Source organism: Poseidonibacter lekithochrous (genome assembly GCF_018861145.1).
Taxonomy (GTDB): domain Bacteria; phylum Campylobacterota; class Campylobacteria; order Campylobacterales; family Arcobacteraceae; genus Poseidonibacter; species Poseidonibacter lekithochrous_A.
In genome coordinates, this window is the sequence record NZ_JAHKQT010000023.1 from 92,994 (window position 1) to 106,336 (window position 13,343).

Below are 13,343 nucleotides of genomic sequence, written 5' to 3' on the forward strand. Positions count from 1 at the left end.
CCTTGGTAATATTATTATTAATTCGTTATTATTGCTAAATTTAGCTAATAATTCCATCAATTCTTAATAAAGAATCAATACTTGGCTTTCTTTGTGCAAAATTGTAAAATAATTTATCCATATTTGATGATCCACCTTTAGATAAAATAGTCTCTTTATATTTTAAAGCAAGCTCTTTATTGAAGATGTTTCCTGAATCAATAAACATATAGAAAGCATCAGCACTTAGTACTTCTGCCCATTTATATGAATAATATCCAGCAGAATATCCACCTGCAAAAATATGAGAGAAACCATTTTGGAACTTATTATATGAAGGTGGAATCATTGCTGCAAATTCTTTTCTTACTTCATCTAATAAATTTTGTACTTCTTTTTCACTTTTGTATAAGTCTTGATATAGTTTAAAGTCAAACAAAGCAAATTCTACTTGTCTTACTAATGATAATGAAGATTGGAAGTTTTTAGCTTTTATGATTCTATCAATGGCTTCATCATCTAGTACTTCTTGAGTTTCATAATGTTTAGCAAATAGTTTTAACACATCTTTATCATATGAAAAGTATTCTAAAAATTGTGAAGGAAATTCAACTGTATCCCAAGCAACGCCAGAAATTCCACTAACATAAGGATCTTTTATATCACTAACTAAGTGATGTAAAGCATGTCCCATTTCATGAAATAGTGTTACAACATCTGAGTGTCTTAGTAATGAAGGAGTCGTATCAGTTGATTGAGGAAAATTACAAACTATAAAAGCAGTAGGTAAATGTTTTTCTCCTTTTGAATCTACATAATGAGAGTGCCAGTTATTCATCCACGCACCACCTCTTTTATCTTTTCTAGCTTCAAGATCAATATATATTCTTGCAATCTCATTATCTTTAGAGAATAGATTATATACTCTTACTTTATCATCCCATGCTTTAGCATCAGTTTGAACAAACTTGATATCAAACATTTGATATAAGAAGTCAAAGAAGCCATTTAATACAGATTCTTGCTCAAAATAAGGTCGATAATACTCTTCATCTAAATCATATTTAGTTTTCTTTAGTTTTTCAGAATAATAAGCCATATCTGATGATCTAAAATCATTTATTCCATCTTTACTCGCTAATTGTTTAATTTCTTCTAATTCCTCAATTGCTTTAGCTTTTCCCTTATGTCCTAATTCTTCTAAAAATGAAATAACCTCTTCTTCTTTTGAAGCCATTTTTGTTTGTAAAGAGTATTCAGAATAAGAATTAAAACCTAAGATTTTTACCTTTTCATTTTTTAACTTAAGTATTTGTTCTATAATCTTTCCATTTTGAGGAGCTTTAGTACAATAAGCTTTATAAAGTTCTTCTCTTCTCTGTCTTGATGTTCCATATGTAATATAAGCCATATATGATGGAATTTGTAAAGTAAACTTATATTTAGTTTTACCCTCTTCTTCAAATTTTGCTAATTCTAAATCTGAAGCAGGAATTTCTCTTATATCATCTTCCTCTTCTATAATCATTTCAAACTTATTTGTTGCATCTAATAAGTTTTGAGAGAACTTATGAGATAGTTCACTTAGAGTTAAATTTATATCTTCTAATCTTTTCTTTTTATCATTATCTAAGTGACAACCAGAAAGTACAAAGTCTCTTATTTCATTTTCTAAGACTTTATTTTGTATACTACTTAAAGTACTTTTATACTTAGAATGTATATCTTTTAAAGCTCTATAAATACTTTCATTTTGAGATATCCAAGTTTCATATTTTGAAATAACTGGAAGACATTCTTCATAAACTTTTCCTGTGATTTCAGAATTTTTTACTGAATCAATATGAAAAATTGGAGTAAGAAAGTCATTAATACTCTCCCCTATTTCTTCATATGGCATAACAAAATTTTCATATGTTTTATCTTCTATTTTCATTAATTCTAATATTTCATTTTTTGATTGCTCTAATAGTTTTTCTAATAATACTTTTGAGTCTGTTAGTTTTTCTAAATTAAATTCTTTAAACATTTATATAATCCTTTTTTATTTTTTAAATTGTATTGTAAATCCTCTATCAAACTTTTCATAGTCTTGATAGAATGATAAACTATTTATATTAAATTTTTCTAAATAGTTTGTTAATGGTTTCTTTTGATCAAATCCCATTTCACATAGTAAATATTCAATATTTCTTTTATTTGTTTGATCAATTATCTTTTTTAATAATTCATCACCTACACTTCCACCAAATAATGCATTTGAAGGTTCAAATTTTACATTAGTTGGTAATTCGTAATCATCTGCTATATAAGGTGGATTTGATATTGTTAAATCTATATTTATTTCATCTATATTCTCATATAAATTACTTAATCTAAATTCAATTTTATCTTCAACTCCATGTTTTTTTGCATTTTTCTTTGCAAGTTCTAATGCTTTTTCATTAATATCAACTGCAATTATTTTTATATTCTCTATTAATAACGCTAGCATAACTGAAATTATTCCCGAACCAGTACCTATTTCTATTATATTAATTGTTTCTTTTTTGTCTTTTATACTCTTAATTACTTCAAGTGCATTATCAATTAATAATTCTGTTTCTGGTCTAGGTATTAAAACACCCTCTTGAACAATAAAAACTTCTCCATAAAATGAAGCTTTATTTATTATGTATTCCATTGGATAATTTGTTACTCTTTTTTTTATTAACTTTTCAAGCTCTTTTTGCTGTTCAAATTCTTTATTATAGTTTAGATGTAACCATATAGTATTTTTCTCTAATAAATACATCATTAGCATCTCAACTTCTTTTGCTGGAATATGTGTTACAAATTTTAAATCATTTGTATATTTTCTAATCGTATCTTTTATTGTCATATTATGTATAAACCTTTTTTAAACTTGATATTATAGTTAAATTGTTATTACTCTAAAATATATAATGCTAATTCATCTGATAATAAAAAGTTTTTATTATAAATTCTTTTATCTTTTACTAAAACTTTATCATTTTCAATTAAATCTTTTACTTTTTCTAGTTCTTTTTGTGTAAATAGTGATAGTTCAACACCATTTGAACACCTAAAACCAAGTAGTATTTTCTCCGTTTTTATGTCATCTAAATCTATTGCTTCATAATCCATTTTAAAAGGATCTGCTATATATTCTTCAATACTTTTAGAAGGATAGTATCTTCTTTTATTTACATATCCTACCGCTCCTGCACCTACTCCTAAATATTCTTTATGTTCCCAATATCCATAATTATGTTTTGATTCATATTTTTTTTCTCTAGCAAAATTTGATATCTCATATTGAGTAAAATTATTCTCTTTAATAAAATCAAATATTTCATAAGATAACTCTTCATCATCAATTTTTACACTAGATCTATCAAAGAACTTTGTACCTTCTTCAATCATTAATGAATAAGCACTTAAATGTGTAATTGGTAAGGAAAAAGCTTGTCTAAAATCCTCTTTCATACTCTTTAGTGTGTCTCCTTGGACTCCATATATTATATCACAGTTAATACCATTAAAGCCTATACTATTTGCATTTTGTATAGCTTCTATAGCACTTTTATTCTTATGCGATCTACCTAGGAATTTCAACTTTTCATTGTTGAAACTTTGTACTCCAAAACTAACTCTATTTACACCGAAACTATGCATAGTTTCGAGCCATTCATATGAAGCTGAATTTGGATTGGCTTCTGTTGTGATTTCTGCGTCTTTTATTAAATATGGTTTTATCATATTTAAAACTTCTTCATACTCTTGAGCTTTTACGCAAGATGGTGTACCACCTCCAATAAATACTGTTTCTATTTCTTTATTATGTTTTTTAACATAAATATCTAATTCATTTTTTAATTGTTTTTTTAGTGCTTTCATATACTCTTGTTTCAAATGAAACTTATCAGTATATGAATTGAATGCACAGTAAAAACATTTGCTATCGCAAAAAGGTATATGTATATATAAAAGCAATTTTTAATCCTAATTTCTGTAAAATCTTTGGCTAATTATAAGGGAAAACATATTTATGACTGATAAAAATGAAATCACAAAAGATAATACTAAAAATTATAGACCTAATGTAGCAGCGATTGTACTATCAGCGAAATACCCACATACATGCGAAATATTTATAGCGTCACGTACTGATGTAGATAATGCTTGGCAATTCCCACAAGGTGGAATTGATGAAGGTGAAAATGCAAAAGAAGCATTATACAGAGAGCTTGAAGAAGAAATAGGAACGAGAGAAATTGAGATTATTGCAGAATATCCTCAATGGGTATCTTATGACTTCCCTCCTGCAATTGCAAAAAAAATGCACCCCTTTGATGGTCAGATACAAAAGTACTATTTAGTAAAATTAAAAAAAGGTGCAAAAGTTAATATTGACACTGAAATCCCAGAATTCAGTGAATATAAATTTGTACCAACAAAAAATATCTATGACTATATAACTTTCTTTAAAAGAACAGTTTATAAGCAAGTTTTAAAATATTTTAAAAATGAAGGCTATATTTAAAAAGGAATTATGAGTAAATGTTAAAAGTATTAAAATTTGGGGGTACAAGTGTTGGTACACTTGAGCGAATCCAAAATGTTGCAAATATAATAAAAAAAATAAAAGATGAAGGTCATGATGTAATTGCAGTAGTTTCTGCTATGAGTGGTGAAACAAATAAATTAATTGAATATGCTGATAGTTTTTCATCACAGCCAAATGCATGTGAAATGGATATGTTATTAAGTTCAGGAGAGAGAGTTACTTCTGCATTATTGTCAATTGCTTTAAATGAACAAGGTTATAAAACTACTTCAATGAGTGGTAGAGAAGCTGGTATTATTACAGATAATGCTCATATGAAAGCTAGAATTGAAGATATTGATACAACAAATCTTAAAAATGCAATAGCAGATGGAAAAACTGTTATTGTTGCTGGTTTTCAAGGTGTAACTATTGATACTAAAAGAGTATCAACACTTGGTCGTGGTGGTAGTGATTTAACAGCAGTCGCAATTGCTGGTGCTATTGAAGCTGATATTTGTGAGATATATACAGATGTTGATGGTATTTATACTACAGATCCTAGAATTGAACCAAAAGCAAAAAAATTAGAAAAGATTTCTTATGATGAGATGTTAGAATTAGCTTCATTAGGAGCAAAAGTTTTACAAAATAGATCAGTAGAGATGGCAAAAAAATTAAATGTAAACTTAGTATCAAGATCTAGCTTCACTCCTGAAGTGGAAGGTACATTAATAACAAAGGAAGAAAATATTATGGAAAAACCAGTTGTAAGTGGAATCGCATTAGATAAAAACCAAATCAGAGTTGGTATGTATGGTGTAACAGATAAACCAGGCATCGCTGCATCAATCTTTACATCACTTGCTGATGCTGATATCAATGTTGATATGATAGTTCAGACAAGAGGACTTGATGGTACAACTGATTTAGATTTTACAATCCCTACAACTGATTTTGCATTATGTAAAGATGTAATGGAAAAGTTTAAAGATCAATCTAAAAATATTGATTATAATGAAAATATTTGTAAAGTATCAATTGTTGGTGTCGGAATGAAATCTCATACAGGTGTTGCTTCAAAAGCTTTCTCTTCAATGGCAAATGAAAATATTAATATTAGAATCATATCTACTTCAGAGATAAAGATTTCAATGATTATTGAAGTAAAATATGCAGAATTAGCAGTAAGAGCATTACACGAAGCTTATAATCTGGATAAATAAACGTGCAAGAATTTTTAAATTGGACTGTTGATACAATCAGGGAAGATAGATTAATCTCTCCTTGGTTAGAAGAAAAAAAATATGAATGGACTCCATTAGTTTCTAAAAATATTGTAAATTTATTAGAAAAAGGTGCTTCTGTTATTGTTTTAACAGATAGAGATAGAGAATGGTTTTTAGAATATATTTTAACTAATGTTAATTCTTCTAAGTTAAATAGACCATTTTTACCTTTTTACGATTTTAAATCCTTCTATAAATATATGGATAATATAAAATCAGACGATGATATTTCATATATAAAAGATATGTTAAATATCTCTTTTCCTAATGGATATTGTTTTTGGTATATAGGTAAAAGTCAAGATGTACGTGCAGTAATTCCTAAAGTTTCTAAAAACTCTTTTCTTTGGCTTTTTGATGAAGAAATGCAAGATGCTTTTAACTTAAGATCAAATGATGAAGCTTTAGATATGAAACTATTACAAATGTTTAGATTGTATAATAAAACTGTAAGTTCTGCCCTTTTTGCAGAAATTAATGTAGAAAACTAAAATGTATGATAAAAAAATTGATAAATCAACTATCTTAATTGTTAATGATATAGAGAAAACATTAAGTGATTTATCACCTTTTTATTCTCCTCATAGTGTTAGAATAATTAAAAATGAAGAGAAAGATGAATTCCAACTTCTCCAAGCAAATCAAGCTATAAAAGAAGCATATATTGCTTCAAATGAAAATAAATATATTTTTCTTTGTGGAAGTACTTTTAGAAAAGAAGCACAAAACTCTTTATTAAAAGTATTAGAAGAACCTCCTAAAAATGTAGTTTTTATTATTCTCACAAATTCAAAATCTTCAATTTTACCAACTATATATTCTCGTATGCCTTATAAATATATGAAAACTTCATTATTAAAAGATGAAATTTCATTAGATATTCTAAAGTTAGATTTAAAAGATATTTACGTATTTTTAAAGGAAAATCAAAAAATATCAAAAAATGATGCAAAGACTACGATAGAAGCTATTTTATTAAAAGCAAATAAACAGAATATGAAACTAACATCTACTCAATTAGATCTATTTTCAAAAGCTTCAAAACTTTTAGAATTAAACTCAAGACCAATTAATATTTTAACAACATTACTTTTATCTTTAGCAAATCAAAAAACTAATATAAACTAAGGGTTAATACAAATGCAAACTAATAAAACAAAAATTATGGGTGTTTTAAATGCAAATGAAGATTCATTTTTTAAAGATAGTAGATTTGATAATAAAGAAGCTAGTTTTAAAATAGAGAAAATGATTGAAGATGGTGCAAATATTATTGATATTGGTGCAGTTTCAAGTAGACCTGGAAGTATTACTATTGATGAAAAAATAGAGCTAGAGCGTCTAAAAAATATTGTTGATACTATTTATAAAGAAAAATATTTTGAAAAAGTAGATTTTTCTATTGATTCTTATTCTCCTTTGGTTATTGATTATGTTTTGAATAAAGGCTTTAAAATAGTAAATGATATTACAGGCTTAGCAAATGATGAAGTTTGTAAAGTAAGTGCTAAATATGATGCCAAAGTTATTATAATGCATATGCAAAATAATCCTAAAAATATGCAAGAAAAACCACAATATAATAATGTTATTCTAGATATAGATGAATATTTTAAAAAGCAAATACAAAAAGCTAATAGTTTCGGCCTTCAAGATATAGTTTTAGATGTTGGTATTGGTTTTGGAAAAACTTTAGCTCATAACTTATTACTTTTAAATAAATTAGTACATTTTAAACATTTTGGATATGAATTATTAATAGGTGCTAGTAGAAAATCTATGATTGATATGATTACACCATGTGAGATTAAAGATAGACTTCCTGGAACTTTAGCAATTCATTTAGAATCTGTTAATAGAGGTGCTTCAATAATTAGATGTCATGATGTTTATGAACACTTTCAAGCTTTAAAAGTTCAAGAAGCTATTAACTCAATTTCTTGAGTTAATTTTATACTTTTATTCATAATATTTCATGTAAAGTATTAGCTTTTTTCATCCATTCTTCTAGTTTTTCATACTCTTCATTTTCAACCATTTCTCTAACTTTTTTCATATGACCTTCAAATAAATCTATTGAACTTAGTAGGTTTTCTCTATTTTGTTTAAAAATATCTGTCCACATATTAGGACTAGATTTTGCAATCCTACTCATATCTGTAAATCCACCAGCAGCAAGTGCAATGATTGATTTTGGATCTTCATGATTCATAACAGTATTTGCTAAAGAAAAAGAAATTGCATGAGGTAAATGAGACATGTAACAAGCATGAAGATCATGGTTATGAGAATCCATAAAAACAAGTCTCATTCCAATATCTTGAAATACTTTTATTGCCCTATTTTTATGAAGGTCTGTATTGTTTTCTAAATCGCATAAAACAACAGTTTTCCCTTCATACAAATTATCCATAGAAGCTTTAGGTCCAAACTTCTCAGAACCACACATAGGATGAGCTGCTATAAAATTTTCTCTTATTTGCTCTGGAATATTTTTTACAATAAACTCTTTTGTTGAGCCTAAATCCATAATAGTAGTATCTTTTCTTATATCTAAAAGATTTGGTAAAAAAGATATGATATTATCAACAGGAATTGCTAAAACAATTAAATCACAGTTCTCTTTTAATGTCTGAATATCAACCAATTCATCTACTAAATCTAGCTCTAAAATCTCTTTCTTTGAGTTTTCACTTCTAGCATAACCATATACTTTTTTTGCTATGCCATATTTTTTAACTGCTTTTGCTAAAGAACCACCCATTAGTCCTAAACCAACTATTCCTATATTCAAATTAACACCTTTTTTGTAAATTAATTTTGAGATTATATCTTAATATTGATTTAAACCCTTTAAATTATAAATTTTACAATTCTTTTTTATTGTATTTAATCCATAGAATTTTAACTATTTGTATTTTTTTTCTTAAATGTTCAATTAATTGGGATTTACTACTCTTTTTTTAATATAGCTAGTATATAATAATAGCTAATAAATTAAAATTCTAAAATAATAATTATCAAATTTTATATATAATAACTTGTAAAATATACAATTAGTCAATTTTAAATAGTAAAATAATTAATTAAATAATAAAAATAATTGTAATAAAATCCTTTTACATAAAATATATAATGATTTAAGAGGAAAGATATAAGTGGAATTTAGTGGAAATATATTAAGAATTAAAAATAAAATTTATGCGATAGATAATATAAATAGTGTTGATTATTCAGAAGAGATACTAACATTAAAAAATATTACCTTTCCTATAATGTTTATTCTTACAATAATGATTGTCTTTTTTGGAATAAATTCATTTATGATAATTTCATATATTATATTAATAGGTTTGTCTTTTGTAAAAAGAACACGTTATTTTGTTTTTATTGATAATAGATTTAAATCGGCTTATTCTACATTTGATGAAGATGATTTTTTAGCTTTTAAGAAGAACCTTGATTATGCAATGCAAAATAAAAAACAACCTATTAAAAAAGAAGAGGAATTAGAACAATTTTCTGAATCAGTAGAAGAATATAAGATAAGAAAAAGAAAAGAAGCTTTTAAAAAGAACTTAAAGAAACAAGAAGAAATTTATAAAAATAAACATAAAGAGATTAGAATAGAAGATATAGAAACACCTAATGTAAAAGAAAAAGAAGAATTAAAATCTGGAATGTCAAATAAAAAGAAAAAAGAAAAAGGTGATGATTATGAAAAGAAAGTTGCTGGATATTATAAATTAGATGGCTATGATATTTATCTAAATGGAATTAAAAAAGACAGGTTAGATGGTGGAATTGATGTTATTTGTAAAAAAGATGATGAAGTCATATTAATACAATGCAAAAATTGGAATCATACTACTGGGAGAAAAATCACTCATACTCATATTAAAGAATTTCATAGTAATTGTATTAAATACATAGACCAAGAAAACTTAGATAAATCAAATGTAAAATTAAAATATATAGTACCAAATAAGAAAGTTTTTAAAGCATGTGCAATTAATATATTTAGAGATGATTATTATAATTGCACATATGAGATTTTAGAATTTTAAAGAGTGAAAATAATCAAATACTAGGCAACTAACTATTAATATTTATATAAAGTGAATTTAGATATATTAATGCCTAATTATGAAATTTAAGGAAAGTCGTGAAAAATAAAGTAATCCTATTTTCTTTGGTATGTGCAACTGCACTATACGCAGATACAATACAATCTATAGAATATAATAATTTAAATAAGATATCTCAAAAAATAGTAGATGAAACACTTGATATGAAGCCAGGTGATGAAATTAATGATAATAAAATAAATGATGCAATAAAAAAGTTTTATAAATTTGGCTACTTTGATGATATAGTTGTTATTAATGATAACGGTAAACTACAATTAAACTTCAAAGAAAAACCTTCAATTGCTAATATTGATATAAAAGGTTATAAATCAAGAACAGATGATATTGAGTCATTAAAGACAATGATTAAATTGAAAAAAGGTTCTATGTATACAGAGAAAAGAATTAAAGATGCTAAAAAAATATTATTAGACCTTTTAGAAAATGATGGATATATTAACTCTGTTGTTGAAACAGAAATTGAAACTATTAATGAACACTCTTTAAAAGTTACATTTAATGTAAATAAAGGTGATGAAATTATTATTAAAAAAGCAAATTATTATGGTGCTGATGAATTAGACCAAGATGATTTTGACCATGTAACGGCTAATAAAGAAAAAGAAGTAGCTTCCTGGTGGTTTGGACAAAATGATGGTGAAGTTAAAATTGATCAATTAAAATATGATGCAAGAAGAATAAATGAATTATATTTTGAAAAAGGATTCCTTGATGCACAAGTTAAAGAACCTTTCTTAAATATTGACTTTGCTTCAAATCAAGCAAATTTAGACTTTTTTATAAATGAAGGTAGTAAATATATTACAAATGATATTAAAATTTATCTTGATCCTTCAATTGTTGATGCTAAAGATATCTATCCAGAATTAGATTTAATTATTGGAAATACATTTAATATTAAAAAACTTAGACGAGATCAGGCATATATTAAAACACAAGTAGCTAACAAAGGTTATGCTTATGCGGAAGTTAAATTTGATGTTAAAAAAGATACAGAAAACTCGAAAGTTGATATTGTATATAATGTAATCCCTGGTAAAAAAGTTTATATTAATGATGTTAAAATTTCAGGTAATGCAAGAACTCTTGATAGAGTTATAAGAAGAGATGTATATTTAGCTCCTGGTGATTTATATAATGAAACAGACTTTACAGATACAAAATCAAAATTAGGTAGATCATCTTATTTTGAAACAGTAAAAGTTGAGCAAAAAAGAGTAACAGAAGATAAAATTGATATTTTAATTGAAGTAGTTGAAGCAGCTACAGGAGCTTTAACACTTGGTGGTGGATACGGATCTTATGATAAAATTATGGTAAGTGGGTCTGTAAAAGATTCAAATGTATTTGGTTCAGGTTTAGGTGTAGGAATAAGTGCAGATTTATCTGCTAATTCAAGTGAATTCTCTTTAAACTTAAGTAATCCTTCTATTAATGATAGTAAATTTAATGGTGATATTGAAGCGCATAATTCTGATAATGAAATTAGTAGAACTGTTTATGATTTAGATAAAAATACTAAAGGGTTTTCAGTTGGTGTTGGTCGAGAAATTTTTAGAAACTTAAGAGGTGGATTAAGATATAAACTTGATTTTATAAAAGAAGAGTATACATATGATGATGATTCAACTGTTCCTGAAGATAGTCGATTTAAAAATGCAGATTATATTTCAAGTTCATTAACACCATATTTAAGCTTTGATAATACAGATAACTATCAATTGCCACGAGAAGGTATAAAAGCTGGAACTTCTTTAGAATATGCTGGTGTTGGTGGAGATTCAAGATATTTAAAATCAACTTCATACTTTAAGTATTTTAATAGTTTAAATGACTATGCTGAATTAGATTGGATTTTCAGATTTAGAACTAAGGTAAGTGCTTTAATAGATAATGGACAAATAAATCAAGGTGATTCATTATACTTAGGAGGAGTAAAAAGTTTAAGAGGATACTCTTCTTATGCTTTCCCTTCAAATACTGATGGATATGTTACTGAACCTTATAAAAGGTCTTGGGCAAACTCTATAGAAATGAGTTTCCCTTTAATACCTAATGCTAAAATGAGATGGGCATTATTCTATGATTATGGAATGATTGGGGAAGATAACTTTAGTGATATTGCAAGATCAAGTACTGGTGCTGTATTAGAATGGATTTCTCCTTTAGGACCATTACAACTTGTTTTTGCAAAAGCTTTAGATGCAAAAGAGGATGATGATACATCAACATTTGAATTCTCACTGGGGAGTAGTTTTTAATGGTTAAAAAAATGGATTTATTAAATAGAAGAATAACTAACGCTGAAGCATTAGATTTAATTGAAAATGCTTCATTATTAGAGTTAGGTGAATTAGCTACAAAAAGAAAGCTTGAGTTACATCCTGATAAAACTACATCTTTTATAGTTGATAGAAATATAAACTATACAAATGTATGTTGGGTAGATTGCAAGTTTTGTGCTTTTTTTAGACATGGACGAGATGAAGATTCTTATGTATTAAAGTTTGATGAGATTGATTCAAAAATTGATGAATTATTAGAAATTGGTGGAACACAAATACTTTTTCAAGGTGGAGTTCATCCAAAACTTAAAATTGATTATTATGAAGAACTAGTTTCTCATATTCATACTAAATATCCTCAGATCACTATTCATGGTTTTTCTGCAATTGAAATTAAATATATTGCAAAAGTATCAAAAATCACAATATTAGAAGTTTTAAAACGACTTCAAGTAAAAGGTTTAAGTTCAATTCCAGGAGCTGGAGCTGAGATCTTATCTGATAGAGTAAGAGATATTATAGCACCAAATAAAATGGATAGTAAAGATTGGATTGAAGTTCATGAATTAGCACATTCTATTGGAATGAAAACAACTGCAACAATGATGTTTGGAACAGTTGAGACTGATGAAGAGATTATTGAACATTGGGAATTATTAAGAGATTTACAAGATAGAACGGGTGGATTTAGAGCCTTTATTATGTGGTCATTCCAAGGTGCGAATACAACTCTTTTAAAAGAGATTCCAGATATTAAACCTCAATCATCAAATAGATATTTAAGATTACTTGCTGTTTCAAGACTTTACTTAGATAATTTTATGAATATGCAAAGTTCTTGGGTAACACAAGGCTCTTACATAGGTCAATTAGCTTTAAATTTTGGAGCAAATGATTTAGGAAGTACAATGATGGAAGAAAATGTAGTAAAAGCTGCAGGAGCTTCTAATCGAATGAATCAAGAAGAGATGATTAGGTTGATTAAAGATGTTGGTGAAAAACCAGCAAAAAGAAATACAGCTTATGAGATATTAGAGAGGTATTAGACCTTTGATTAAAAAATTTAAAAAATATTTATTTGCATTAGTAA

At 26.5% G+C, this 13,343-nt stretch carries 12 protein-coding genes; 8 read left to right on the plus strand and 4 right to left on the minus strand.

Going from position 1 to position 13,343, the window contains the following annotated elements:
* Positions 1–40: 40 nt before the first annotated feature.
* From KO488_RS08650 to hemW, 3 genes are read right to left on the minus strand one after another with little or no spacing between them, the layout of a single operon-like run.
* Entirely contained in the window at positions 41–2,008 is a 1,968-nt protein-coding gene (locus KO488_RS08650; RefSeq protein WP_216058404.1) for a M3 family metallopeptidase, read from the minus strand.
* Positions 2,009–2,023: 15 nt separating this feature from the next.
* The gene (prmC, locus tag KO488_RS08655) at positions 2,024–2,860 is read right to left on the minus strand and encodes a peptide chain release factor N(5)-glutamine methyltransferase (RefSeq protein WP_216058405.1); all 837 of its coding nucleotides are present in this window, start codon (positions 2,858–2,860) and stop codon (positions 2,024–2,026) included.
* Between the two features lie 47 nt (positions 2,861–2,907).
* Positions 2,908–3,975: a radical SAM family heme chaperone HemW gene (hemW, locus tag KO488_RS08660; protein ID WP_216058406.1), complete on the minus strand. Its 1,068-nt coding sequence runs from the start codon at positions 3,973–3,975 to the stop codon at positions 2,908–2,910.
* Between the two features lie 55 nt (positions 3,976–4,030).
* Here hemW and KO488_RS08665 point away from each other — a divergent pair, with 55 nt between their 5' ends.
* From KO488_RS08665 to folP, 5 genes are read left to right on the plus strand one after another with little or no spacing between them, the layout of a single operon-like run.
* The gene (locus tag KO488_RS08665) at positions 4,031–4,525 is read left to right on the plus strand and encodes an RNA pyrophosphohydrolase (protein ID WP_216058407.1); all 495 of its coding nucleotides are present in this window, start codon (positions 4,031–4,033) and stop codon (positions 4,523–4,525) included.
* A gap of 17 nt (positions 4,526–4,542) precedes the next feature.
* Complete coding sequence (locus tag KO488_RS08670) at positions 4,543–5,754, plus strand: aspartate kinase (RefSeq protein WP_216058408.1); 1,212 nt, start codon at positions 4,543–4,545, stop codon at positions 5,752–5,754.
* 2 nt (positions 5,755–5,756) lie between these two features.
* Positions 5,757–6,308: a HobA family DNA replication regulator gene (locus KO488_RS08675; protein WP_216058409.1), complete on the plus strand. Its 552-nt coding sequence runs from the start codon at positions 5,757–5,759 to the stop codon at positions 6,306–6,308.
* Between the two features lies 1 nt (position 6,309).
* Positions 6,310–6,945, plus strand: a complete 636-nt coding sequence (locus KO488_RS08680) for a DNA polymerase III subunit delta' (protein ID WP_216058410.1) — start codon at positions 6,310–6,312, stop codon at positions 6,943–6,945.
* 12 nt (positions 6,946–6,957) lie between these two features.
* Positions 6,958–7,761, plus strand: a complete 804-nt coding sequence (gene folP, locus KO488_RS08685) for a dihydropteroate synthase (RefSeq protein WP_216058411.1) — start codon at positions 6,958–6,960, stop codon at positions 7,759–7,761.
* Positions 7,762–7,780: 19 nt separating this feature from the next.
* Here folP and KO488_RS08690 read toward each other — a convergent pair whose 3' ends face one another.
* Entirely contained in the window at positions 7,781–8,611 is an 831-nt protein-coding gene (locus KO488_RS08690; RefSeq protein ID WP_216058412.1) for a prephenate dehydrogenase, read from the minus strand.
* Between the two features lie 364 nt (positions 8,612–8,975).
* Here KO488_RS08690 and KO488_RS15405 point away from each other — a divergent pair, with 364 nt between their 5' ends.
* The 3 genes from KO488_RS15405 to KO488_RS08705 all read left to right on the plus strand — a co-directional run bounded on the left by KO488_RS15405 (position 8,976) and on the right by KO488_RS08705 (position 13,299).
* A complete protein-coding gene (locus KO488_RS15405) occupies positions 8,976–9,884 on the plus strand; it encodes a restriction endonuclease (RefSeq protein ID WP_216058413.1) in 909 nt (302 codons plus the stop codon).
* A 98-nt stretch (positions 9,885–9,982) separates the two neighbouring features.
* Positions 9,983–12,229, plus strand: coding sequence for an outer membrane protein assembly factor BamA (bamA, locus tag KO488_RS08700; RefSeq protein WP_216058414.1), 2,247 nt, complete (start codon positions 9,983–9,985; stop codon positions 12,227–12,229).
* Complete coding sequence (locus tag KO488_RS08705; RefSeq protein WP_216058415.1) at positions 12,229–13,299, plus strand: dehypoxanthine futalosine cyclase; 1,071 nt, start codon at positions 12,229–12,231, stop codon at positions 13,297–13,299. The genes bamA and KO488_RS08705 overlap by 1 nt, the downstream gene beginning before the upstream one ends.
* The last annotated feature ends 44 nt before the right edge of the window (positions 13,300–13,343 follow it).